A 25,454-nucleotide genomic window follows, 5' to 3' on the forward strand; every position below is an offset into this window, starting at 1 on the left:
GCACTTTTGAACACGCACTTTAAAATTGGGAGATGAATCCGTGTTTACGCATTTGCATGTGCATTCCGCCTATAGTTTATTGAATAGCACAATACGAATACCAGAGTTAATTGCTGAAACAAAGCGGCTGGGGATGCAGGCGGTCGCATTGACGGACACGTCCGTGATGTACGGTGCGGTTGAATTTTATATACAGGCAAAAGAGGCTGGATTGCAGCCGATTCTTGGATGTGAACTGCAAACGGCAGATGCAAGCGTATCGTCATCCAAACACTTGCATGCACTTGTAGTGCTTGCAGAGACGTATCAAGGGTATCAGAATCTGTTGCGTCTGGTAAGCAAAAGCCAATGCTCGGCCAAATTCGGGATCCCGCAACTTTCTTTCGACGATTTTGCTGCTTGTGCAAAAGGATGCATAGTTCTTACGGGCGGAAGACGCGGACGTTTGGCACAACTGCTCGCAAGCAATCACGTACAGGAAGCAAAAGAGTGGTTGGGAAAAATCGTGCAAGCTGCAGGAACAAAAAATGTATATGTACAAATCGAAGATTTTGGGGTGCAGGGGGAAGTTGATTGGGTTTTGCAAGCGGTCGCTCTTGCAAAGGAGTTCGGTTTATCTGTAGCAGCGACAAATGACGTCCATTATTTAGCGCAAGAGGATGCATATTTGCACGATGTAGTACATGCGATTCGCACCGGCGAGACATTGCCATCTCATGCAGCGCCACATGTGCTGGAGACGGATCAGGCGTATTTAAAAAGTGCAGAATCGATGACTGAGCGGTTTGCCTGGATACCGACTGCGATTGCCGCGACAATGGAAATTGCCGAGCGCTGCAAAGCATTCGCGCTGCCAATCGGGCAGACGATTTTCCCTAAATTCCCGGTTCCCAAAGATTTGCCTGCGATTGATTATTTAAAGCGGCTGTGCTTGCTTGGCGCGCAAAATCGGTATGGCAACGAGCTGCAAGAACACGTGATCGAGCGTTTAAAATACGAACTTGAAATTATTGAGAGAATGGGATTTGCCGATTATTTTCTCGTTGTGTTTGATTTCATGCGTTTTGCACATGAAAACGGGATTGTTACTGGCCCGGGCAGAGGATCGGCCGCCGGCAGTCTGGTTGCGTATGTCCTGCAGATTACAGACGTTGACCCGCTTCGGTATGGTCTCTTGTTCCAAAGGTTTCTCAATCCGGAACGAATTAGTTGGCCGGATATCGATATCGATTTTGAGTACGAGCGTCGACATGAAGTAATTCAATACGTAGTGGATCGTTATGGAAGTGACCGGGTTGCCCAGATTGTCACATTCGGAACTCTTGCCGCACGCGCCGCGATTCGTGATATTGGCAGAGTGCTGGGAATGCAGCCGCAGCTTGTGGATCGGGTAGCAAAATTGGTGCCGCAAGCTTTGGGGATCACCATTCAGCAGGCAATGGTGCAGGAACATAGGCTTAAGGAATTATATGAACAAGATGCCTCTGTGCGTCAATTGCTGGAAGTGGCAAAGCGGGTGGAAGGTCTTCCACGGCATACATCGACACATGCAGCAGGTGTTGTCATTTCCGATCATCCTCTGACAGATTACACTCCATTACAGCCGGGTGCAGAAGCTGGATTTCTGACTCAATACGCCATGGAGTCGATCGAAAACATCGGTTTGTTAAAAATGGATTTTCTCGGTCTCAAGACATTGTCGGTGATTCAGCAAACATTGCGCTGGGTTGAAAAGAGAACAGGCATTCCTTTGCGAGAACAGCAAATCCCGGATGATGATCCATTGGCTTTCGATCTTTTGGGCAAAGGCGACACGGATGGTTGTTTTCAATTGGAATCATTTGGTGTAAAACACGTACTGCGTGAGCTGAAACCAAATTGTCTGGAAGATATTATCGCAGTCATTTCTCTCTATCGTCCGGGGCCGATGGAAAACATCGAAACATTCATAAAAGCCAAACACGGTCAAATCCCCATTCGATTTCCGCATCCGAGCTTGGAACCGATCTTGAAAGATACGTATGGAATTCTGATATATCAGGAACAAATCATGCAAATCGCAGCACATATGGCAGGATTTTCCCTTGGGCAGGCGGATTTGTTGCGGCGGGCGGTCGGCAAGAAAAAACGGGAGATTCTCGATGAGCAGCGGCAAAAGTTTGTGGAAGGATGTTTGCTGCAGGGATATGATGAGGCAACATCCCAGATGGTATATGATCTGATCGTACGTTTTGCCGATTACGGATTCAACCGTTCTCATGCAGCAGCATATGCGGTTTTGGCATATCGAACCGCATATTTAAAAGCAAATCACGCAAAGGAATTCATGGCTGCATTATTGACAAACGTATTGCAGTCGCAATCAAAGACGAGCCAGTACATCGATGATTGCAAACAGCGAGGCATTGCCGTTTTGCCTCCTGATATCAACCGCAGTGAAGAGGGATTCACACCTGAACCGGACGGGATCCGGATCGCTTTGGCTGTCATCAAGCATATTGGTTCACAGACGATTCAGGCAATCCTGAAAGTCAGAGAGGAACGGCCTTTCGCATCCCTATATGATTTTGTCGAGCGTATGGAAACGCGCCATTTGAACAAACGCGTTTTAGAAGTATTGATCCAGTCGGGGACGATGGACGCGATCATACCATCGCGGAAGGCGGCAATCGGCATCTTGGATGATTTGCTGGAAGCTGTTCAAAAACGGCGGAAAGGCCGTGGACAGATGGATTTATTCGCATGGGAAGCACCGCAGCAGTCAACTTTGGAAAGGGATTTTCCCTATTTGCATAGCGAGGAATTTTCAGAAGCGGAACGTATAGCGATGGAATATGAAACGACCGGTCTGTATATCACAGGACATCCGTTAGATTCGGTGCAGGAACAATTGGCACAACATTGTACACACCTGATTCGCGATGTATCCGGATGTTATGGACAAACTGTGGCGATTGGCGGACGAATCACTTCGGTTAAATTTGTTATGACAAAAAAGCAACAAAAAATGTGCTTCTTTCAGTTGGAAGATCGGACAGGACAAATCGAATGTATTTTGTTTCCAGACTCCATGCTGAAAAACCAGGATGTATTAGCCCGAGGTTCTTTTTGTGCATGCAAAGGAAGGGTACAAGGCCAAGACGGTGAATATAAAGTACATGTATCATCGATTGCGTGTATTGACGCCAATTCTTCGGGTGCAACACATCTTGTTTCTGACGAACGCATTCACATGGACAGACAGCATTCGGAGAATGAACGGGGCACTCATAAGCCCGAGGAATCTCTTTTTATCCGCATGGAAAATGACTCGGTTCCGCTTGCCCAAAAGCTGCGGGAGCTTTTGCGCAAATATCCCGGAAACCATCCGGTGATTCTCGTGCATTCCAATCCGCGGCGGGTGATTCAACTGCCAGATGAATTTCAAGTTTGCAGGTCAGAGGAAATGGTGTTGCACATCGGGAAGATTGTGGGAGCAGGCAATGTTGCATATGCCAAACGGCCGTAAGAGAGCTTTGTTGCGCCTGGTTTTACATCTATGGTATGATAAAGCTCGAATTTGGGTCAATCTGTTCGTAAGAAGGGGGGACCATAGCATGTGGACAGTGATCTACATCGCACCGAACGCAAAATCGGCAGAACGAATTCAGGATCGACTGACATCTGAAGGTTTCTTGGTCAAAATGCGTGCCTCGAATTTAGCTAAACAGCAATATGAGATATTAGTCCCCGAAACTGAGTTGGATGAGGTGCAAGAAGTTCTCAAAGACATTTTGCATTCCTCACACCGGTAAGCGAGAGGTGAAAGTGTGCTTAAGGACTTGTTTCATAAAAAAACAAAGTATGCGACCATTCAATCGAATGAAATCGCCCGTTCTGCGCAAGACCGGGTAAATTCAGCCCAGCAGGCCCGTGAACAAATACCGGAAGGGCTCATGACAAAATGCAAATCTTGCGGAGAGATTTTATTTACCAAGGAATTGGAAAAAAACCTGAAGACATGTCCGAAATGCGGATATCATTTTCCTGTAACCGCATATGAGCGGATTCAATGGACGTTTGACGATGGACGTATGTTTGAATTTGATACAGGCTTGACAACTGTAAATCCCCTGGATTTTCCAGGGTATGAAGATAAAATTGCAAAAGCCCAAACACTGACGGGGTTGCATGAAGCTGTCGTGACAGGAGAAGGTACGATCGGAGGATTTCCCGTCGTGGCCGGAATTATGGATCAGCGATTTATCATGGCGAGCATGGGATCTGTCGTCGGCGAAAAATTGACGCGCGCCATTGAGAAGGCGATTGTCAAAAAATATCCGTTGATCATATTTTCGGCGTCCGGCGGCGCCCGTATGCAGGAAGGCATTTTTTCCCTGATGCAAATGGCAAAAACAAGCAGTGCACTGGCTCGTCTGGATGATGCCGGACTGCTGTATATTTCGGTTCTTACCAATCCGACGACTGGCGGCGTATCTGCGAGTTTTGCCAGTCTTGGCGACTTGAATATTGCAGAACCGGGCGCTTTGATCGGGTTTGCCGGCAGACGTGTGATTGAACAAACGATTCGCCAAAAACTCCCGGATGATTTTCAGTCTGCCGAGTTTCTATTGAAGCATGGCGGACTTGATAAAGTAGTTCATAGAAAAGAAATGAAAGCAACGCTCGCGAAAATTCTCGAATTACACACGAAAGGCAGTGGAGTATATGGCGGGTGAGTTGCTGTTTGAAAAACCATTATTGGAATTGCGGCAAAAAATTGAAGAATTAAAGAAATTCACGTTGGAAAAAGGCATAGACTTCTCCGATGAAGTGCAAAAGCTGGAACAACGAGCGCATGAGTTGGAACAGCAAATTTATGGCAATTTAACACCGTATCAAAAGTTGCAAATTGCCAGAAGCAATGCGAGACCGACTGCTCTTAACTACATAAATGGCATGTGCAGTGATTTTATCGAATTGCATGGGGATCGTTCGTTCCGTGATGATCCGGCTCTTGTAGGCGGCGTCGGCAAACTTGACGGTATGCCCGTTACGGTGATCGGTATCCAAAAAGGACACGATACAAAAGAAAATTTGTACCGCAACTTTGGCATGGTACATCCGGAAGGATACCGAAAAGCGTTGCGTTTAATGAAACAGGCGGAAAAATTTCAGCGCCCCGTTGTTTGTCTTATTGATACTCCGGGTGCTTATCCGGGAATTTCGGCAGAGGAACGCAATCAAAGTGAAGCGATTGCGCGGAATTTGCTTGCCATGGCGAATTTGCGAGTGCCGGTCGTATCTGTTGTCACGGGAGAAGGGGCAAGCGGCGGCGCACTCGCTTTGGGAATTGCCGATCGGGTGTATATGTTGGAGCATGCCTGGTATTGTGTGATTGCTCCGGAAAGTGCAGCTGCGATTCTTTGGAAAGATGCCAGCCAAAGTCAACGGGCGGCAGATTCGATGCGAATTACCGCACAGGATTTGAAGCAGTTCGGCATAATTGATGGAATCGTACCGGAGCCTTTGGGTGGTGCGCATAAAGATCCGGAACAAACGATTCAGGCAACAAAGCAAGTGATTGTGGATTCCTTAAAAGAATTGTGCAAATTGTCTATTGAGGAATTGCTTGCAAACCGCTACGATAAGTACAAAAGTATGGGGCAGTTTTTGGAATAAGCATTGTTGGAATGTCTGGTATTCACATGTGGAAAGATATACGATAGCGTGAATACCATATTTCTTTACATCATGCGGGACTTTCAATGTCCCGTCGGGACAAAAAGTTATTAACTGCCGGAGAGGAAGTGGGCGTATGCAAAAGATTGGCGTTTTGACAAGCGGCGGAGATGCACCGGGAATGAATGCTGCGATTCGTGCAGTCGTCAGGAAAGCGATTTATCATGGATTGGATGTAGTAGGCGTCAAACGCGGCTACAGCGGTTTGATCAACGGTGAAATCGAAGCGATGGACCTCGGGTCTGTTGCCGATATTATACATCGGGGCGGAACGGTTTTATACACCGCTCGCTGCGAAGAATTTAAAACACCGGAAGGCCGGCAAAAAGCGTTGGGCATGATTCGCAAGCACGGGATTACAGGATTGGTCGTGATCGGTGGCGACGGCTCATTCCGCGGTGCCGAAAAATTGACACAGATGGGCGTTCCTACAATTGGAATTCCTGGAACGATTGACAATGACATTCCCTGTACCGATTATACCATCGGCTTTGATACGGCAGTGAATACAGTCATTGAAGCAATCGACAAGATTCGTGATACGGCTACTTCCCACGAGCGTACATATGTCATTGAAGTGATGGGGCGCAATGCGGGAGATATTGCCATGATTGCCGGAGTTGCAGGCGGGGCGGAATCGATTCTGATCCCGGAAGCTCCCTATAATATTCAACAGACGGTAGAAAAATTAAAGCGCGGCGCAGCAAGGGGCAAACGCCACAGTATCATTCTCGTGGCGGAAGGCATCGGCAAGGGTATGGAAATCGGTGAACAAATCCAGGAAATGACCGGTTGGGAAACACGTGTAACCGTTTTGGGACATATCCAGAGAGGCGGATCCCCGACGGCTTTTGACCGTACGCTGGCAAGTCGCATGGGAGCATTTGCGGTTGAATTGCTGCTGCAAGGAGAAGGCAAAAAAATGGTCGGTATCAATGGCAATGCCATACAGGCGCATGATATCGAAACAGCACTTGCCACACCGCGCGCATTCAATTCTGAGATCTATGATTTAGCTGGAATTTTATCCATTTAGCTCCCCATACTAGCGAGGGGAAGGATTCGGAGGAGGGGTTTTCTTGAGAAGAACAAAGATTGTCTGTACGATCGGACCGGCAAGCGAGTCGGTGGAAACGCTGAAAAAAATCATGGAAAGCGGCATGGATGTTGCCCGTTTAAATTTTAGCCACGGTTCCTATGAGGAACACAGCGCCCGGATTCGCAATATCCGCCAGGCTGCGGCCGAAGTCGGCAAGACAGTTGCGATTATGCTGGACATCAAGGGTCCAAAAATTCGCACAGGACTTGTTGAGAATGGCGAAGTCGAGTTATTGGATGGAAATACGCTCATTTTAACGACAGATGAAGTCACAGGAACGGCAGAGCGCGTATCCATCAGCTATGAAGGATTGCCTGAAGATGTCGCGGAAGGGTCGATCATCCGCATTGATGACGGATTGATCGGACTCTTGGTCGAAAAGGTTGTCGGCAATGATATTTATTGCCGCATTACAAACGGCGGAACGTTGAAAAACCGCAAAGGAATCAATGCGCCAGGAGTAAAACTGCGCTTGCCTGGCGTCACCGAGAAAGATATTGCAGACATCAGGTTCGGCATCGAGCAGGGTGTCGATATGATTGCTGCGTCTTTTGTCCGGAAAGCGGCTGACGTATTGGAAATTCGAAAGCTTTTTGAAGAAGCTGGCGTCGAGCTTGATATTATTTCCAAAATTGAAGCGCAAGAAGGACTTGATATGCTTGATGAAATTTTGGCTGTATCGGATGGACTGATGGTTGCAAGGGGTGATCTCGGTGTCGAGATCCCGACAGAAGAAGTGCCATTGGCGCAAAAGTTGATGATTGAAAAATGCAACCGCGTTGGCAAACCGGTCATTACTGCAACACAAATGCTGGATTCCATGCAGCGCAATCCGCGCCCTACACGTGCGGAGGCCAGCGACGTGGCAAACGCGATTTTCGACGGTACAGATGCGATTATGTTGTCAGGAGAAACAGCGGCAGGCAGATACCCGGTTGAAGCTGTACAGACAATGGCACAGATCGCAGAACGTGCAGAGCGCGCGATTTTTACAAAAGAAGTACAACGTGCAGCCAGAGAAAAACAGTCGGGATCGATTACAAACGCAATCAGTCATGCAGTCGAGCGGATCGCCGATGAATTGGATGCGAAAGCGATCATTACACCTACACACGGCGGACACACAGCGCGCATGATTTCCAAACACCGTCCGGGCAGTCCGATCGTTGCTGTCACATCAGAAGAACGGGTGGCACGCAAGTTGTGTGTGACTTGGGGAGTCTATCCAATCGTGGTGAAACCGACAACCACAACTGACGATTTATTGGAAACGGCAGTTGATGCGGCTTTGACTTCCGGCTTGGTAAAACGTGGAGATCTTGTCGTTATTACCGCCGGTGTTCCAGTCGGACAACCAGGTACGACAAATCTGATCAAAGTTCATACACTGGGGGACATACTGGCAAAAGGGACGGGAATCGGTAAAAACCCGGCGAGCGGCCGTGTCCTTGTCGGTACGGATCCGACTGCATTAAAGAACTTGGTGCAACCAGGGGATATATTGGTGACGAAATCGACAGATGAAGCGTTTGTTTCCATTATGGAGAAATGCAGCGCCGTTATTACGGAAGAAGGCGGTCTTACTTCACATGCGGCTGTCGTCGCACTTTCTTTGGGCATTCCGGTCATTGTAGGTGTGGACAATGCAACTTCATTGTTAAAAGATGAGGAAACGATCACTGTTGACCCGGCTCGCGGACTGATCTATAAAGGAATTGCACAAGTATTGTAAGGCTTTTCCGGGTTTTGCAAGGGTATGCCAAGTATTGCAAGACTATGCCCAATCCGATACATGTTCAATTCCCGTCTTGCCGAATAACGGGAATATCTTGACGGGATTGGAATCGGATTTTCTGTATGCCACAGGCACACGCATCTTGATTTTATGGAGATGAAGTGTGTTTTTGTGGCATTTTGCACATTTTTTACGAATTGCTTGCAATGTTGTACAATTTCAGTAAATGCCTTTCAGTGCGAGTTCAAAAAGTGGTTAAGCAATCCGCCGTGGAGTTTTGACTGCTTTTTGAACATCCTCTTTCAAAACAAAGGAGGTTTGGTGAGAATGGAAGCCACAACAACGATACGTGTGCGCTATCAGGAAACCGATCAAATGGGAATTGTATACCATACCAATTACATCGTTTGGTTTGAAATCGGCAGAACGGAATGGTTGCGGCAATCGGGAGCCACTTATAAGGAGTTGGAGAATTTAGGAGTATTGCTGCCCGTCACAAATGTGGACTGCAAATATCACGCAAGTGCCCGGTATGACGATGAATGTATCATCTCGACCACAGTCGAATCATTTACGCCGGCGAGAATGAAATTTTTTTATCAAATCCTTCGAAAAAGCGACGGTAAATTATTGGCGGAAGGGCATACTGAACATTGTTTTCTAACGAAAGAGGGAAAAATCGTCCGTTTGCAAAAAGCTGCGCCACAGATCGCGCAAATCATTGCAGAATCGTCAATGTGATGGAACGGCCATCAATGTGAATGGAGGGTATTTTTGTTGCACGTATTGAAACATTGGTTCAATAGACGCAATTTCTTCTGTTGCAAACGTGTAAAATGTGGTATCATTTTTATGGCAATTACGTTTTTTTATTTACTACATAACGCTAGGGATAAGGGGACAATCGTCAGTCGCCTGTTCCAATATAAATTACAGAATTACATAACCAGGAGGCGTTCGTATGGGGTTGTTTGACAAGTATGAGTTACCTGCAGCCGGGGAAAAAATTACGCTGCAAAATGGAAAATTAGCCGTTCCTGACCAGCCGATTATTCCGTTTATCGAGGGTGACGGAACCGGTCGTGATATCTGGAAGGCTTCTGTACGCGTATTTGATGCCGCAGTTGAAAAGGCGTATGGCGGCAAACGCAAAATTGCCTGGTACGAAGTGTATGCGGGGGAGAAGGCGTATAATACGTTCGGCGAATGGCTGCCAAACGATACACTGACTGCTTTGCGCGAATATATCGTCAGCATCAAGGGTCCTTTGACAACACCTGTGGGCGGCGGGATCCGCTCGTTAAACGTTGCTCTCCGCCAGGAACTTGATTTGTATGTGTGCTTGCGTCCCGTGCGTCATTTTAGCGGCGTACCTTCTCCAGTCAAGCATCCTGAGCTCGTGGACATGGTGATTTTCCGCGAAAATTCGGAAGATATTTATGCAGGGATCGAGTGGGCGGAAGGTACCCCTGAAGTAGAAAAAGTCATCAAATTCCTGAAAGAAGAAATGGGCGTCAAGAAAATTCGTTTTCCGGAAACATCGGGGATCGGTATCAAACCGGTTTCCAAAGAAGGTTCCGATCGTTTGATTCGCGCTGCAATCGAATATGCGCTCAAGCACAATCGGAAAAGTGTAACGATTGTTCACAAAGGCAATATCATGAAGTTCACGGAAGGCGCGTTTAAAAATTGGGGCTATGAGTTGGCGGAACGAGAGTATGGCGACCGCGTATTCACATGGGCGCAATACGACCGCATCAAGGCGGAGCAAGGGGAAGACGCAGCGAATCAGGCACAAAAAGAAGCGGTCGCTGCCGGCAAAATTATCGTAAAAGACGCAATTGCGGATATCTTCCTGCAGCAAATTTTGACACGTCCGGCCGAATTCGATGTCATCGCAACGTTGAATCTCAACGGCGACTATGCATCCGATGCGCTTGCCGCACAAGTCGGCGGTATCGGAATTGCTCCGGGTGCAAATATTAACTACTTGACCGGACATGCCGTATTTGAAGCAACACACGGAACAGCCCCCAAATACGCAGATTTGGACAAAGTAAATCCAGGATCTGTCATTTTGTCCGGCGTCATGATGCTTGAACATCTCGGTTGGCAAGAAGCGGCCGATATGATTACAAATGCATTGACAAAAACAATTGATCAAAAAGTCGTAACATATGACTTTGCCCGTCTGATGGAAGGCGCTCGTGAAGTGAAAACATCCGAGTTTGCTTCAGCCATGATTGAAAATATGTAAGATGCAATCGATACAATAGACAGGATAAAGGAGGAGAATACAATGGCTTTAAAACGAAACAAAGTAACGGTTGTCGGCGGTGGTTTTACAGGTGCAACAACAGCATTTTTGCTTGGCTTGAAAGAACTTGGCGATGTTGTAATCGTAGATATCCCGCAAGCGGAGAATCCGACCAAAGGAAAGGCTCTCGATATGTTGGAAGCTTCTCCTGTTGAAGGCTTTGACGCGAACATTATCGGTACAAGCAACTACGAAGATACCAAAGATTCCGATCTTGTCATCATTACGGCTGGTCTTCCACGCAAACCGGGCATGAGCCGCGACGATTTGGTGAATACAAACGCCGGCGTCGTGCGCGCGGTTACAGAACAGATTGCCAAATATTCTCCGAATGCATACATTCTCGTGCTGTCAAATCCGGTTGACGCGATGACATACGTTGCGTATAAAACATCCGGATTCCCGGCAAACCGCGTCATCGGCCAATCCGGTGTACTCGACACAGCCCGTTATCGTACATTCCTCGCACAAGAAATCGGCGTATCTGTAGAAGATATTACAGGCTTTGTACTCGGCGGCCATGGCGACGATATGGTGCCTTTGACACGCTATACATATGCTGGCGGCATTCCGGTGGAAACACTGGTGGCAAAAGACCGCATTGATGCAATCGTGGAACGTACGCGCAAAGGCGGCGGAGAAATCGTCAATCTGCTCGGCACCGGCAGCGCATACTATGCGCCGGCAGCATCGTTGGTACAGATGGCAGAAGCGATTTTGAAAGACAAAAAACGCGTATTGCCGGCAATCGCATATCTGGACGGCGAATACGGCTATAAAGACATGTATTTTGGCGTACCGGTGATTCTCGGCGGCGATGGCGTTGAAAAAATTCTTGAAGTCGAATTGACGGCAGATGAAAGAGCAGCAATGGATAAATCTGCAAAAGCAGTCGATACGCTTCTGAACACATTAGGATTCCGCGGGTAATTTCTGTCAACGAATTTCGATTGCGGGAATTTGGTTCGGATTTTCTTGCAGTTTCATAGTTGATTGTATTTTCTTGCTTTCCTTGCGTGCAGGTTCGTGGACTTTGTCTCGAACCTGCACGTTTTTATTTTGCGCTTATTTTACAATTAAAACGTATGCATGTTTGTGAAGCCAAGTTTAAGCCAGTTTTCTTTATAAACGACCGGAGAGTTTTGGCGGTTCCTTGTCCAAGTATGGTACAATAGCCTGAGATGGTTTTAGGACGGGGTGAAATTCTGTTGAATGAAAACGATACAAGACAAAAATTGATCATTATAGATGGGAACAGCATTGCATATCGGGCGTTCTTTGCACTGCCTTTGCTGTCTAATGGCAAAGGCCAGTTTACAAATGCCGTATATGGCTTTACGATGATGCTGATGAAACTGTTGGAAGATGAGAAGCCGACACATATCGTTGTGGCGTTTGACGCAGGGAAAGCGAATTTTCGGCATGAATTGTATAAGGAATACAAAGGAACAAGGGAAAAAACGCCGGGAGAATTATCCGGACAATTCCCGTTGGTTCGCGATATAGTAACTGCTTTTGGGATCCGTCATCTGGAACTGTCCGGTTATGAAGCAGACGATATTATCGGTACGATCACGCGCTTTGCGGAAGAACAACACATTCCCTCCCTCGTCGTTTCCGGCGATAAAGATTTATTGCAATTGGTATCGGAACATGTACATACCCTTTTGACGCGAAAAGGCATTACGGAAGTGGAACGATATACGATTGCGAAAGTACAAGAACGATACGGCCTGACACCGGAGCAAATCATCGATTTAAAGGGATTGATGGGGGATACTTCCGATAACATTCCGGGGATTCCGGGTGTCGGAGAAAAAACGGCTTTAAAATTGCTGCATGAGTTTGGGTCTGTAGAACAAGTGCTGGAGCGGGCAGATCAAGTATCAGGCAAAAAACTGCAAGAAAAACTGCGGGAGTTTGCAGATCAGGCTCGATTATCCAAAGAACTCGCGACGATTCATCGCAGCATCCCGTTGACTGTGGATTTTGCCGATTTCGAATATCAGGCATTTGACGTGAAAAAAGTTCGGGATGTATTCCGTACGTTAGAATTTAAATCATTGCTTGATAAATTGCCGGTGCCGCAAGCGGCTTCCGCCAATGAAGCGGGATCCGAAAACGGATGTGGATTTGACGGGGATGCGGATCCTTCTGCAAATTCTGCAGGGCAAACGGCCGGTTTGCACGTCGATATTCGAATTGCTCGCGATGATCAGGAGATTCGGCAATTTTTACAAACTATTCAAGCAGACGCAGCCATCATTGCGGATGTTCAAATACCGGAATACGCGGGGAATTTTGCAGGAATTGCAGTTGCCAGGGAGCATTCCGTGCTGTATATACCCATCGCCGATTTTCAAATTCCGGAACCATTGATCCGGTTGCTGCAAGATGAGCAAAAAATAAAGATATCCTATGATGTGAAAACTTTGATGGTGCGAATGTTGCAGCATGGACAAGGGATCGATACACATTGGTTTGACGTCTTGTTAAGTTCCTATTTGCTAAACCCTTCGGAAGGACAACCGGACATTTACGAGATTTTGAATCGGGATTTGGGCTGGCAGCTGTCTGCGCCTGATTGGTTTGGCAAAAAGGCAAAACAGGAAGGTCCTGCCGATGAGGATCGTGCACAATGGTTGGGGCAAATTGCCTGCGGGCTGTATTTGAATCGTTCCAAGCTTGCAGAAGCACTAGAGGCACAGTCTTTGCAGGAACTGTATCAAGAACTGGAACTCCCCTTGACATTTGTCTTGGGTCAAATGGAAGCGCTAGGTGTTGCTGTTGATCGGGCACGTCTGCAGGAAATCGGAGAACATCTGCAGGAACGAATCGCCCAATTGACGAAGGACATTTACCAGATGGCAGGAACGGAGTTTAATATTAACTCGCCCAAGCAAATGGGAGAGATTTTATTTGATAAGCTGGGGCTGCCGACGATGAAAAAAACAAAGACGGGTTATTCCACAAGTGCGGATGTGTTGGAAAAATTGGCGCCTTATCATGAAATCGTCCAGAAAATTCTCGATTTCCGCCAATTGGGCAAATTGCTGTCCACATATGTGGAAGGGCTGTTAAAGGTCGTTGAGACAGAGACTGGAAAAGTGCATACACGTTTTAATCAGGCATTGACGGCAACGGGACGTCTTTCCAGCCAAGACCCCAATCTGCAGAATATTCCGATTCGGATGGAAGAAGGACGGAAACTGCGGCAGGCATTTATCCCGTCGGAAAGCGGCTGGTTGATTCTCTCAGCCGACTATTCGCAAGTGGAACTGCGAATTATGGCACATTTGTCACAAGATGCATCGATGATCGAAGCATTTCAGCAGGATATGGACATTCATACACGGACGGCCAGTGATGTGTTTGAAGTGCCGATCGAAGCAGTGACTTCGCTGATGCGGAGGACGGCAAAAGCGGTCAACTTCGGAATTATATACGGAATCAGCGATTATGGCTTGTCGCAAAATCTGAATATTACCCGTGCACAAGCGGGTGAATTCATCGAAAATTATTTTGCAAAATTCAAAGGCGTGAAACGGTTCATGGATGAGATTGTGGCAAAAGCAAGAGAAGATGGCTATGTTACGACAATGTTGAACAGACGCCGCTATTTGCCGGATATTCACAGCAAGAATTTCAACTTGCGCAGTTTTGCCGAACGGACGGCCATGAACACGCCGATTCAGGGCACTGCTGCGGATATCATCAAGAAAGCGATGGTCAATATTGATAAAGTATTGAAAGAGCAGTCCTTTCATGCGCGCATGCTTCTGCAGGTGCATGATGAACTGATATTTGAGTGTCCGCCGGAAGAACTGGAATCTTTGCAAGAGGTCGTGCGGGAACAGATGGAACATGCGCTGACGTTGCGCGTTCCCCTGAAAGTCGATATTCATTATGGCCCTACATGGTATGAAGCGAAGTAAACAAGCGCTGTCGCGGCATAGCCGGAATCGATGCTGCGACAGTTTGGATGGAGGTGGGACAGATGCCGGAATTGCCGGAAGTGGAGACCGTTCGCAGAAGTTTACATGCACTGATTGTCGGTAAAACGATACAAGATGTATCCGTACTGCTTCCGCGTATCATCCGAACACCTGATGATATACAACAATTTATCCAGTTGTTAAAGGGGCGTACCGTTCAAAAGGTCGATCGTCGCGGCAAGTATCTGCTGATTCATTTCGACGAAGGCCAGACATTGGTTTCTCATCTGCGAATGGAAGGCAAATATGGATTGTACCAGAGCAGTGAACCGGTGGAGTTGCACACACATGTGCGATTTTTCTTTACAGACGGCATGGAATTGCGCTATCGGGATGTACGTCAATTTGGTACAATGGACTTCGTATCCACAGGTGATTATCGAGCCATCCCCGGATTGCACGGGATAGGGGTGGAACCTTTAGACGATGCTTTGACCGTGCGTCAATTCCGAAATGCTCTCATACGCAAACATACGACGATTAAAGCAGCTTTGCTGGATCAGTCATGCATTGCTGGGCTTGGCAATATATATGTAGATGAATCGCTGTTTCTGTCCGGAATTCATCCGGAGCGGCAAGTCTCCACATTGAAGGCGAAGCAGTTTGCAGATTTGTACACAAGTGTCCGCACCATTTTGGCAAATGCGGTTGCTGCGGGTGGTTCCTCGGTAAAATCCTATGTGAATGGATATGGGACGAGCGGCCAATTTCAACATCAATTGCTGGTATATGGAAAACAAGGAACGGCATGTCCGCACTGTGGACACGTGATTGAAAAGTTGCGTGTTGCCGGGCGCGGAACCCATATATGTCCGAACTGTCAGCCAAAGCCGCGAAACTATGGATCGAATGTCAGAAAAAAGTCCAGACAAAAGCAGACGCCCATGGAAGGATAGGAAATGGTGAAACAAATTTCTGATCATGTTCGTATGATCGATGATATGGCAGCAAGCGGGGAGGGGAGCAGATGATCGTTGGTCTTACCGGCGGCATTGCGTCAGGCAAAAGCACAGTTTCCCATATGTTTCGCAAGCTTGGCGCGCATATTGTGGACGCAGATGTGATGGCGCGCCGCGTCGTAGAAAAAGGCAGGCCAGCTCTACAGGAAATTGTACATGCATTTGGGCCGGGAATCCTCTTGGAAGACGGTACCCTAAACCGGACGAAGTTGGGGGAAATCGTATTTCGCGAGGAACAGTCCCGCAAACGCTTGAATGAAATTGTGCATCCCAGGGTCCGTGAAGAGGTGCAGGCAGATACCACAACATTTTTGCAGTCCCATCCCGACGGAATTGTCATACACGATATCCCGTTGTTGTTTGAAAGCAAGTTGGAACATACGGTACAAGCCGTTATTGTCGTATATGTGTCGGAAGAAGTTCAACGCAAGCGGCTGATGGAACGAAACAATCTGACAGCCGAGGAAGCGAATCGGCGAATCGCTGCGCAAATGCCTTTGCGAGAAAAAGTTCAGCGGGCGGATTATAAGATTGACAATGAAGGCACATTGGAACAGACAGAACGGCAAGCCAACCAAATATGGAATCTTTTACAAAAGCAAGGAAGGCGTTCATGAACCAGACAGTACAGACAAATCACAGCAGGGTCGGATGGTTAAAGCGAATTCCAGGCAAATCGTGGATTTCCATTCTTTTACTGATTCTATTATTGATTGTCACCAGTTCCCAGACATTTTGGAAATGGATGTATCCCATTGAATACTACAATGAAATCACGACAGTAGCAAAAGAAATGCATGCAGACCCTTTATTGGTTGCTGCGATCATCCGCACGGAAAGTAAATTTGATGAACATGACGTTTCACATGCAGGTGCTGTAGGGCTTATGCAGTTGATGCCGAAAACTGCAGATTGGATCGCCAAACAAGCGGGTTTTTCCGATTACCATGTACAATCACTGGCGCAGCGGGAAGTCAATATCCGGCTTGGAAGCTGGTATATAAACTATCTGGTCAAAATGTTTAAAGGCAACGAATATGCGGCGATTGCGGCATACAACAGTGGGCCGAACCGGGTAAAGGAATGGCTGCAATCCGGCCGCTGGGATGGAACACTCGCCGGACTTGACCACGTACCTGTTGGAGAGACCCGACATTTTGTCCAGCGAGTCACGTATAATTACAATATCTACAAAAAAATTTACAAATAACATAGATTGCCGGGACGTTTTGTCGGGGCTGCCAAAGTCTACAAAGTGATCAATGGCAGAATGGCGATTGGCACAAGATTTTAAAACAGACATGTGTACAAAAGACAGGGAGATTTGCCAGACATCCCTGTCTTTGCTATTTCTATAACGGAAAATCTTAAAATTCTTGCCTCTTCCATTCCATTCGCCTGTTATGCAAGTTTCCGGAGATAAATGAAGGTTGCAGAATCGAACTTTAATGACTAATATGAATTTTATTGTGCTGTCAGGACCTATAAATGTTAAATGTCGATCGCAGAAGCCCTGCAAGGGGCTGCGTCTCATTAGGCGCAAAACGTCAAGTTTTCTTTAATAGTATGTGTTCAAAAGCGGTGAAGTAAGAGTTTTGGCTACTTTTCAAACATCCTTTAAAAAATAGAGTATAGGGAGAAAGAAAACATTGGAATATACACAGCGTGGCCGGTATCGTTGGGTTGTTTTTTTCACGATTGCCATTTCGTATTTTATGGTGTTCAGCCAACGGACAGCACCTGGTTTGATCACAGATACGTTGATGCGGCAATTTCATATAACTGCATCTGCATTAGGTATTCTTACAGGAATTCAATATCTGGCGTATATGAGTTTGCAGATTCCATTGGGGATGTGGGCGGATCGTTTCGGGCCCGCCCGGTTTTTAATATTGGGAACAGCACTTGACGGCATCGGGACGATTTTTTACAGCATGGCGCCAAATGCGGTCGTGTTGCTGGCATCCCGCTTATTTGTCGGAATAGGGGATGCCATGATATGGATTAATATCGTATTGGTGCTAAGCCAATGGTTTCGCCCTGCGGAGTTTGCAAGTTTATTGGGGTGGACAGGGATGTCGGGAAGTTTGGGCGCAGTTCTTACAACGGTGCCATTGTCGTTGTGGATTGCTTCAGCCGGTTGGAGACTGCCGTTTCTATCGTTAGGAATCCTGCTCATGTGTTGTTCGATCCTCCTATATTTTGTGTTGGTCAAAGGACCGAAACAATCGCCGGCAGGGACGGCGAAATCATCCAACGAACTGATTCTTAAGGCACATCCCTCCGAAAAAGGACGTTCTGTTTTAAGTCGAATTGTGAAAAGACGGCAAGCGTGGGCAACATTTTTGTGTCATTTTGGGCTGGTGGGCACATATATTGGTTTTATCGGATCCTGGGCAGTTCCTTTCAGTATGGATGTTTATGGAATGTCCCGCATGAATGCCAGTGAACTTGTATCTCTGGGATTGCTTGGTGCAATTATCGGCGGCCCGCTGACGGGCTTCGTATCAGATCGAATGCAGTCGCGCAAACGGCCGTATTTTATCCTTCACGCCATCACATTTTTGAGTTGGCTGCTATTCATTATTCTTGGCGGAAAACCTCCATTAGCCGTTTTAATCCCGTTGTTTATATTGATTGGAGTCGGCAATGGAGGCAGCATGTTGACGTTTGCGTATGTTCGGGAAACATTTTCGATTACGGAAGTCGGCGTTGCTTCCGGCTTTGCAAATACCGGCGGATTTTTAAGTGCTGTGACATTGCCTTTTGTATTAGGGGCGATTCTCGATCATATGCACGCACTGCATGCGCTGCAATCGACAGCGTATCAATTTGCATTTACGGTGCCTGCATGTTTTGCTTTAGTTGGATGGATTGGCAGCATGATGATGTCAGAAAATAAAGAGGATGAAAGTTCTTTTCCAACTTCATCGCCGCTTCCTTTACAAACTCCTATAAGCAAGTAAGCGATACAGGTTTGCAAAGGAATCGGCAGTTTTTTTCCATGAAAATGCAGTTTCCGCCCGTATTCTCGAAGATTCCGACATACTGGTTCGCCAATGGCTTTGATTTCGAATCGCTTTCAGCATCGCATTGCGAAACGCTTTTTCGGAGTGAAAGGATGTGACAAGTATACCGCAGCCAGGCGCCACGATCTCTTTGATTCCCCCTTGCTTGCTGGCAATGACGGGCAGACCGGTAGCCAATGCTTCTATATTTACCAAACCGAACGCCTCAAATTGTTGCGATGGACACAGGAATGCGTCAGCTCCCAAATAGTAGTTTACAAGTGTATGGTGTGGGAGATGGCGAATGATGCGAATGGATCGATTCCTCGCTTTTTTCTCCAGGAATTTTCGATACGCTTTTTCCCATGGGTGTGTATTGCCTACGATAAACAGACAAGTGGACGGATAGGTTTTATGGATCGATTGAAATGCCTGAATAATCGTATGGATGCCTTTGCTGCGAATGACTCGGCCTGCATACAGAAAGACGAAAGATGTTTCACAATTGTTTGCTTTGCGAAACGCTTTGCGCCGATCCATACCATGATTCGACCACCTGGATGGAAATGCGGATAGATCCACACCTGGTTGAATGACGTAAATTTTTCTGCTTGGGACACCATACCGATGCTTTAAAACACCTGCCAAAGCCTGGCTATTGACGACGACAGCGGAAATTTCCCGCCACACTTGCCTAAGATGCGCGGATGAGATGTGAGAGTCCCCCAAGAATGTAACAGAGTGTAAATTTAAAACGACGGGAATCTTGGGGAACTTGCGCTTGATAGCCGTTACCCAGGCCGGCCGATTGTCAATCTGGATCAGATCGAGTTTGCATGCTGCAAGTTTTTGCAGAACTTCCCGCAAATAAAGGCCCTTTTTCCTATGGTGAATCTTTATTAAGGGGAAAGATACATGTTTTCCATTCTGGGCGGTTGGACTGAATAACGTTGGCAGTACAGTGGAAAGATGATAATTTGTTAAATTTTTCAATAAATGAAACAAATAAATTTGCACAGATCCCCCATAAGCGGGCGGAATGACCATACCTTCCGGAGCTACAATCCCGACGCGCACCGGTTCTCCCATGCAGACTCCTCCCTTTTCCTCCCTTTACGTATAAACTATGACATGACTGCTGCAGCGGACACCATTTTAAGCGATTTCCCATATGCTACGTATTGAGGTTTTAGAAGTGGGGGCAATGGCAGTGGCGAGACGTTTGATGGGTGTTATGACCGCGCGCCTGGCAGCAAAAAAGGATCGGCGAAAATCCTTGGGATTGACTTGGGATCGCTTGGCCAGACACGCAATGGCAGAAGGATTGCGAATTGTCGTTTTTCATCCACATTACATCGATTGGAATCACAAGAAAATTTCCGGTTGGGAGTTTGTAAAAATTGCCGATGATGCGCTTGTGTGGCAATGGAAAAGGCATAAATTTCCGCGTGTCATTTATGATGGCGCGTTTCTCTACGACATCCGCAAGCAACCGGAATATCTGCAAGCCCGCAGAAAACTTCGCACATTGCATGTTCCATTATTCAATCCGGCGCTCCCCAATAAATATCGCTTGCATGAGCTTCTTGTGCAGACAGATGCAGGACCATACATTCCCACAACCACCAAAATTTATTCTGTAAAAAGTTGTATCAATTTTATCCAAAAGCATCATTGGGTTTTTTTAAAACCTGTTCGCGGAAGCGGCGGACGGGGGATTATCGAGGTACGCAAACAAGCGGATGAATCCTTTCAAATCTGTTTTGAAACGAAATCGCAAAAAAGGATACACCGTGTCGTACATGCAGACGAATTAAGGCATTCTTTGCGCAATCTGCTGCGCAAATCCGGGTTTCTCGCACAAATAGGGGTTCCTTTGATTTCCTATCAGGAACAAAAAATCGATTTTCGCGTTCCATTATATCGCGACAATCATGGAGATTGGCAAAGTATAGGAATTATCTGCAAACTAGGGAAGAAAGGAATGCCTGTAACCAATTTTCATTCTGGCGGCACCATCATTCCGTTCTCACAAGTCGTGGCATTCCACAAAGAGTCCGGATTTGTATTTCCGGCGCCGGAGCGAATGATCGAGTGTGCAAAAAAAGGAGCCAAGGCAATTAGCGATGCTATACCGAATCTCGGATTAATAGGAATTGATGTTGGTGTGGACATTTACGGAAATCCATGGATGTTAGACTTTAATCCCCGCCCCGGGCGAGATATTATGAAACGCAAACAAATTGATCAGGCGATGAAGTATACGGCACAATTCAGCAAATTTTTGATCGGCTCCGAAAAGAGGTGAGTGGATGGAAAAGCGAATAGATTCATCCATGCAGGCAGCGATCGCAGCGTTTCCCATACATGTGAAAAAAGTAAAACGCATAAAATCCAATTTGTATCAATTGCAGGAAAAAGACCGGATCTTCTGTTTGAAGTATTATCCTTCCACAACCCAGTTGGATCAGATGACAACTGTCGTCAAACATGTCCAGAACAAAGGATTCAAAGGGTGTTATCAGATCATCAAAACAAGAAGTGACATTCCGTATTTTCATCAAAATGGGGATCCTGGCGGCTGGCAGTTGACACGATGGGTGCAAGGAGACCATCCCGACTTTCAAAAACCTGCACAGTTGCGACAAGCTGTTCTGCTGTTGGCAGAATTTCATCGGCATGCAGTTGATGTTCCGCTGCAGGAAAGCAAGAAACATCAACGGTATGGGAATCTTTTGGAACAGTGGGAGCAACGGCTGACGGATTTGCAACAATGGAGCGATGAATATAATCACGCTGCGTTAAAAAAAGCGGCAGATATCGGGGAGGCAAGTATTGAGCGCTTGCGGAAAAGTCCTGTGCGAGATGTAAGCGGGCGAGAAAAAGATGGGAACGCTTGCGTACATGGGGATTACAACTATCCCAATTTAATTCGCCGACCGAACGGGCAATTGACCGTAATCGATTTTGAAAATGCCGCACATGACATTCGTATTCGCGATTTGGCTCATATTATTCAAAGAAATGTACACAAAGATCCGGAAGCTGCGAAACAATTGGTGCGCATGTATGAAAAAAAACGCCCGCTTTCCAAGGAGGAGCGGGCAGTGTTGGCAGCATTATTGGCATTTCCCTATCAATTTTGGCGTATGATTCATTTGCAGCGCTATCATAGGAAACAAGTTACCGATCTTGTCTTGACACAGTGGGGAAAAAAATATCTTTCGCGTAAGTATTCGAATAGCTGGCGCCGGATGTCATAGCAGCATCCGGCATGTGGCTGTGTATTTGTTTTTATGCCGTTTGCGATTGGCGAGAAAGCACTCAAGCCATTCGCGCTTGCGGATGTCATCAGGAAAATCTCCTCTAACCCCCAATTCCGATTGCAGATAGGAAATGGCCTCTACATGATCACCCAAGATTAATTTTTCCAGTGGTCTGTTTCGTGAACGGTGCAAGTCGGGGCGCAACTTATTCCGTTTCACCACATCGACTCCGGAAACCGGCCGGATCTTCAGATGTTTCTGTGCCGCAATGGCGTAGGCAAGCGGCGGAATGGCCAGATTCTCTGCGCCGATTGTCTGGATGGCATTCCAGCTCAAGCCATTAGGTACTGCCGTTAAGGAGCAGATTCCGAGTTCCGGCCGTTTGATGACGATATTTAAAAAACGCTTCATTACACACACACTGTCGAACTGTTTATTTTTGGGGATGATTCGATTCAGGTTATTTAATGCCACATCTGTGCCGCTTTGTATGGATTTTACATATGGACTAAGATCTGCGGCCGATACTTTGATATCAGCGTCTGTAAAAATGGCATGGGCGTATTGCAGTGCCTGTGCACCTACGGCACGCCCGACATCATGTCCGAGGGGAGTGGGAAAAAACAAGACATCTGCACCGAAGTGTTGGGCAATCCTCTTCGTTTTATCCGTAGATCCGTTATCAACGACAAGAATCGAATCACATCCTGCTTTTTTGACATATTTGAGCGCTTTTGCGATCGATTTGCTTTCATTATAAGCGGGTATGATCGTAACGGTTTGATATTCATTTTCCTCTTGCAGTTCCGGATCGACCGGTTCTTGATCGATTGCTTCAAACATTTGTTCAACAGCACTTGGCCAATCGGGCGGGAAGGGGCGTATGAGTTGTTCCCGATCTCGTTTGAAATCATGGAATCCGCCCCGTTCTCCTCTCTGCCGAATCAGGTAACTGATGGCTTCCAGATGATCGCCTACGATTAAGTCGCGGATCGGATGCGTCTCTCCCCGTTTCTTTTTTCGCCAACGCACGGGATTTTTGAACCCTACATTTACAAAACCGCCGATTCCTACACGCAATCCGCTGTCGATTGCAATGGCATGTGCAAGCGGTGGTATGGCCAGATGAAAATACCCGATGGATCGAGCCGCTTTTTTGGTTATTGCAAAAGGAACCGTGGTCATGGATGCAGCTTTTAAGTCATTTCTTCCCAATAGCAGATTCAATGCATGTTTTGCTGTGACCGTTGCATGCGGTGGATAGCGGGTGTGTTTGCGTGGATAAGAATTTAAGGCAATATCAAAACCATTTCGTATTTTTTGGATAAATGGCAATAGGAGATTCGGGTCAATCACCATATCCGCATCGAGAAACAACAAAATTTTTCCTTTTGCGTATGCTGCACCGACGGCCCGGCCGACATCGTGACCAAGGGGTTCTGGAAATTCGATGACTTTAGCTCCTGTATGTTTTGCAATCGCAACAGTTGCATCTTTACATCCGTTTGCAATGACTAAAATTTCCACTCGTTTGCCGATTTGCTTGCTTGCCTGAATGACTTGACGGATTGTGGATGCTTCATTTCTGGCCGGTATGATTACGCTGATCGCAGGACGGATTCTTTTTTTCCATTGTCGATTTTTTGCTTTGCCAGTCATAAGAAGTCTCCTTATTGATTCCCATCCTTTTTTATTTCAACATTCCATTTGAATTAGAATATTCGTGGAGTCATTTCAGCGTATAGACGATAGAAGGAGAAAAAACATCTATTTCTTCACGTTTGATATGTTTGTTTTTGATACGCAAGCAATCGGGTTAGGCAGCGCTGTTTGCGCGGCAGATTTGCGATTGCCAAATCCAACGATTGCTGCAGAGAGTCATCGGGTTCCTGCTGATGTTTCTTGAGCAGACGTACATACGCAGATGCCACATACCACACTTCTCTTGGCAATAGCAAGCAAGCGTATAATGTGTGCAGGGATTCCCCCGACCAGGCAAGCTTTCTTCCATATACCTCGATTCCATAACGCATTTTATGCCATGACCAATCGAGTGTATTTGCCAGCAGCAAGGAAAGATCGTGAAGGGAGTTGCCGATGATGCAATTATCAAAATCAATCAATCGCACAATTCCTTTATCATCAAGCAAGCAATTGAATCGCGTCAAATCATTGTGGCAGAGGCATTCATGTTTTTGATACAAGCGGGAGGAAAGGTATGTTGCGAGAATGCCTGTCGCTGTTTCGCCGTCTTTCACAAATGCGTCGCGGTGTGCAAGCAATTGTTTTGTCAGTGAAGCGGTTGGATGTGTTTGTTTGAGAAAGGACAAGTCTTTTAGAAACTGGTGATGGCGCTTGATGACTGTTTGCAAATACTCCTTGGACTGTCCGCGATAGACAGGATATCTGGCGGGAAACTGGCGCGTTATGGCATGAAGTTTGGCAATGGCGGATACGACTTTATGAATGTGCCGATATGTTTGAAAATTGCACGCTGCGCCAGTATACCAATCGCTTACATAATAAATCGTTTGATTCATTCGAAAATAATACGCACCCGATCTTGTCAGATATAATACAGGCGCATGCCGATATCGTTTCGCATGCAAAAAACGGAGACCTCGTATCAGCAATCGAAGCTTTTTCCCTGTATTGGCAAAAGGCTTGACACAGTAGGTTTTTTTGCCTGCACTGACTCGATACACGGCGACCGGCTTATAGATCGTGCCAATCCCTTCGATGGAGCCAGGTCGAATGGAATAGTTGCGAATCAGATGTTTCCGTAATAAAAAGGTAGACATCGCAAGCTCCTTCTTTCATGTTATTTAATCAGTATACGCCGGTTTATGGGGGATGCTATTTCTTGAAGGAAAAAGGGCAGTATAACAAAAGCAAATCATGCAAATCCTGTAAAAAGATTTTCAGGACAAGTTGAAAAAGGAGGTCGATGCTTCTGCCATGGGTGGAGCGGCATGGACATTATCGCGTGTTTTGGTTTTATTTACGGCGTTCGCTTTTTTCATGATAGCAATCCAAGTGACAATGTATCATTATCGGGAAAACTTTCGGCATTGGAGCATGTATATTCCGGTTATTACATTGCCCGTATTAGGTGTTGCAGGTTTGCTGGCTTCCTTTCTGAATACACCTTTCCTGCATGCGGTGGATACCGTCCTGTTGTGGCTTGAAGCGTTTGGCGGCTTATTCGGCGTATATATGCATGCAAGAGGTGTGGGTGTGCGGGTAGGAGGATATGAAATGCGCAATTTTTTGACAGGTCCGCCTGTCGTATTGCCGTTCATGATTTTTGCAATCAGCATTCTCGGACTGCTTGCCGAATACTGGGGGTGAGAG

Annotated in this window: 20 protein-coding genes; 17 read left to right on the forward strand and 3 right to left on the reverse strand. The window is 46.6% G+C overall.

Going from position 1 to position 25,454, the window contains the following annotated elements; translation table 11 throughout:
• The first annotated feature begins 40 nt into the window (after positions 1 to 40).
• From LSG31_RS11145 to LSG31_RS11210, 14 genes are all read left to right on the forward strand, one after another.
• The gene (locus LSG31_RS11145) at positions 41 to 3,508 is read left to right on the forward strand and encodes a DNA polymerase III subunit alpha (RefSeq protein WP_347439327.1); all 3,468 of its coding nucleotides are present in this window, start codon (positions 41 to 43) and stop codon (positions 3,506 to 3,508) included.
• Positions 3,509 to 3,596: 88 nt separating this feature from the next.
• Complete coding sequence (locus tag LSG31_RS11150) at positions 3,597 to 3,794, forward strand: glutamate decarboxylase (RefSeq protein WP_347439328.1); 198 nt, start codon at positions 3,597 to 3,599, stop codon at positions 3,792 to 3,794.
• Positions 3,795 to 3,809: 15 nt separating this feature from the next.
• A complete protein-coding gene (accD, locus tag LSG31_RS11155) occupies positions 3,810 to 4,718 on the forward strand; it encodes an acetyl-CoA carboxylase, carboxyltransferase subunit beta (protein ID WP_347439329.1) in 909 nt (302 codons plus the stop codon).
• A complete protein-coding gene (locus LSG31_RS11160; protein WP_347439330.1) occupies positions 4,708 to 5,661 on the forward strand; it encodes an acetyl-CoA carboxylase carboxyltransferase subunit alpha in 954 nt (317 codons plus the stop codon). Before accD ends, LSG31_RS11160 begins: the two co-directional genes overlap by 11 nt.
• A gap of 136 nt (positions 5,662 to 5,797) precedes the next feature.
• The gene (pfkA, locus tag LSG31_RS11165) at positions 5,798 to 6,757 is read left to right on the forward strand and encodes a 6-phosphofructokinase (RefSeq protein WP_347439331.1); all 960 of its coding nucleotides are present in this window, start codon (positions 5,798 to 5,800) and stop codon (positions 6,755 to 6,757) included.
• 43 nt (positions 6,758 to 6,800) lie between these two features.
• Entirely contained in the window at positions 6,801 to 8,552 is a 1,752-nt protein-coding gene (gene pyk, locus LSG31_RS11170) for a pyruvate kinase (RefSeq protein ID WP_347439332.1), read from the forward strand.
• Between the two features lie 330 nt (positions 8,553 to 8,882).
• Positions 8,883 to 9,296 (forward strand): acyl-CoA thioesterase, encoded by a 414-nt coding sequence (locus tag LSG31_RS11175; protein WP_347439333.1) that lies wholly within the window; start codon positions 8,883 to 8,885, stop codon positions 9,294 to 9,296.
• 220 nt (positions 9,297 to 9,516) lie between these two features.
• Positions 9,517 to 10,812 (forward strand): NADP-dependent isocitrate dehydrogenase, encoded by a 1,296-nt coding sequence (icd, locus tag LSG31_RS11180; RefSeq protein WP_347439334.1) that lies wholly within the window; start codon positions 9,517 to 9,519, stop codon positions 10,810 to 10,812.
• Positions 10,813 to 10,854: 42 nt separating this feature from the next.
• Complete coding sequence (gene mdh, locus LSG31_RS11185; RefSeq protein ID WP_347439335.1) at positions 10,855 to 11,802, forward strand: malate dehydrogenase; 948 nt, start codon at positions 10,855 to 10,857, stop codon at positions 11,800 to 11,802.
• Positions 11,803 to 12,080: 278 nt separating this feature from the next.
• Positions 12,081 to 14,807, forward strand: a complete 2,727-nt coding sequence (polA, locus tag LSG31_RS11190; RefSeq protein WP_347439336.1) for a DNA polymerase I — start codon at positions 12,081 to 12,083, stop codon at positions 14,805 to 14,807.
• A gap of 62 nt (positions 14,808 to 14,869) precedes the next feature.
• On the forward strand, positions 14,870 to 15,763 hold the full coding sequence (gene mutM / locus LSG31_RS11195; protein WP_347439337.1) for a DNA-formamidopyrimidine glycosylase: 894 nt from the start codon (positions 14,870 to 14,872) through the stop codon (positions 15,761 to 15,763).
• Positions 15,764 to 15,834: 71 nt separating this feature from the next.
• Positions 15,835 to 16,443, forward strand: a complete 609-nt coding sequence (gene coaE / locus LSG31_RS11200; RefSeq protein WP_347439338.1) for a dephospho-CoA kinase — start codon at positions 15,835 to 15,837, stop codon at positions 16,441 to 16,443.
• Complete coding sequence (locus LSG31_RS11205; protein WP_347439339.1) at positions 16,440 to 17,036, forward strand: lytic transglycosylase domain-containing protein; 597 nt, start codon at positions 16,440 to 16,442, stop codon at positions 17,034 to 17,036. Before coaE ends, LSG31_RS11205 begins: the two co-directional genes overlap by 4 nt.
• Positions 17,037 to 17,475: 439 nt before the next feature.
• Positions 17,476 to 18,792: an MFS transporter gene (locus tag LSG31_RS11210; RefSeq protein ID WP_347439340.1), complete on the forward strand. Its 1,317-nt coding sequence runs from the start codon at positions 17,476 to 17,478 to the stop codon at positions 18,790 to 18,792.
• Here LSG31_RS11210 and LSG31_RS11215 read toward each other — a convergent pair.
• Positions 18,769 to 19,923 (reverse strand): glycosyltransferase family 4 protein, encoded by a 1,155-nt coding sequence (locus LSG31_RS11215; protein ID WP_347439341.1) that lies wholly within the window; start codon positions 19,921 to 19,923, stop codon positions 18,769 to 18,771. The genes LSG31_RS11210 and LSG31_RS11215 overlap by 24 nt on opposite strands.
• A gap of 121 nt (positions 19,924 to 20,044) precedes the next feature.
• Between LSG31_RS11215 and LSG31_RS11220 the strand changes: the two genes are divergently transcribed.
• Positions 20,045 to 21,142 carry a YheC/YheD family protein gene (locus LSG31_RS11220; protein ID WP_347439342.1) on the forward strand — a complete coding sequence of 366 codons (1,098 nt, stop codon included), beginning with the start codon at positions 20,045 to 20,047 and terminating at the stop codon, positions 21,140 to 21,142.
• Positions 21,143 to 21,146: 4 nt separating this feature from the next.
• Complete coding sequence (locus LSG31_RS11225) at positions 21,147 to 22,097, forward strand: phosphotransferase (protein ID WP_347439343.1); 951 nt, start codon at positions 21,147 to 21,149, stop codon at positions 22,095 to 22,097.
• Here LSG31_RS11225 and LSG31_RS11230 read toward each other — a convergent pair.
• Together LSG31_RS11230 and LSG31_RS11235 are read right to left on the reverse strand one after the other, a co-directional pair.
• Complete coding sequence (locus LSG31_RS11230; protein WP_347439344.1) at positions 22,092 to 23,759, reverse strand: glycosyltransferase family 2 protein; 1,668 nt, start codon at positions 23,757 to 23,759, stop codon at positions 22,092 to 22,094. The two genes, LSG31_RS11225 and LSG31_RS11230, sit on opposite strands and share 6 nt — an antisense overlap.
• A 116-nt stretch (positions 23,760 to 23,875) precedes the next feature.
• Entirely contained in the window at positions 23,876 to 24,901 is a 1,026-nt protein-coding gene (locus LSG31_RS11235; protein WP_347439345.1) for a phosphotransferase, read from the reverse strand.
• 157 nt (positions 24,902 to 25,058) lie between these two features.
• On the opposite strand from LSG31_RS11235, the gene LSG31_RS11240 reads away from it, so the two are divergent.
• Entirely contained in the window at positions 25,059 to 25,451 is a 393-nt protein-coding gene (locus LSG31_RS11240) for a hypothetical protein (RefSeq protein WP_347439346.1), read from the forward strand.
• Positions 25,452 to 25,454 lie beyond the last annotated feature (3 nt).

This window comes from Fodinisporobacter ferrooxydans (assembly GCF_022818495.1).
Classification (GTDB): domain Bacteria; phylum Bacillota; class Bacilli; order Tumebacillales; family MYW30-H2; genus Fodinisporobacter; species Fodinisporobacter ferrooxydans.

Bases quoted from the DNA above. Each gene is read 5' to 3' on its own strand.
- LSG31_RS11215 (WP_347439341.1), bottom strand. From the start codon at position 19,923: ATGGGAGAACCGGTGCGCGTCGGGATTGTAGCTCCGGAAGGTATGGTC.
- LSG31_RS11230 (WP_347439344.1), bottom strand. From the start codon at position 23,759: ATGACTGGCAAAGCAAAAAATCGACAATGGAAAAAAAGAATCCGTCCT.
- LSG31_RS11150 (WP_347439328.1), top strand. From the start codon at position 3,597: ATGTGGACAGTGATCTACATCGCACCGAACGCAAAATCGGCAGAACGA.
- LSG31_RS11175 (WP_347439333.1), top strand. From the start codon at position 8,883: ATGGAAGCCACAACAACGATACGTGTGCGCTATCAGGAAACCGATCAA.
- mdh (WP_347439335.1), top strand. From the start codon at position 10,855: ATGGCTTTAAAACGAAACAAAGTAACGGTTGTCGGCGGTGGTTTTACA.
- LSG31_RS11235 (WP_347439345.1), bottom strand. From the start codon at position 24,901: ATGTCTACCTTTTTATTACGGAAACATCTGATTCGCAACTATTCCATT.
- LSG31_RS11160 (WP_347439330.1), top strand. From the start codon at position 4,708: ATGGCGGGTGAGTTGCTGTTTGAAAAACCATTATTGGAATTGCGGCAA.
- coaE (WP_347439338.1), top strand. From the start codon at position 15,835: ATGATCGTTGGTCTTACCGGCGGCATTGCGTCAGGCAAAAGCACAGTT.
- LSG31_RS11225 (WP_347439343.1), top strand. From the start codon at position 21,147: ATGGAAAAGCGAATAGATTCATCCATGCAGGCAGCGATCGCAGCGTTT.
- LSG31_RS11205 (WP_347439339.1), top strand. From the start codon at position 16,440: ATGAACCAGACAGTACAGACAAATCACAGCAGGGTCGGATGGTTAAAG.
- pfkA (WP_347439331.1), top strand. From the start codon at position 5,798: ATGCAAAAGATTGGCGTTTTGACAAGCGGCGGAGATGCACCGGGAATG.
- mutM (WP_347439337.1), top strand. From the start codon at position 14,870: ATGCCGGAATTGCCGGAAGTGGAGACCGTTCGCAGAAGTTTACATGCA.
- LSG31_RS11240 (WP_347439346.1), top strand. From the start codon at position 25,059: ATGGGTGGAGCGGCATGGACATTATCGCGTGTTTTGGTTTTATTTACG.
- icd (WP_347439334.1), top strand. From the start codon at position 9,517: ATGGGGTTGTTTGACAAGTATGAGTTACCTGCAGCCGGGGAAAAAATT.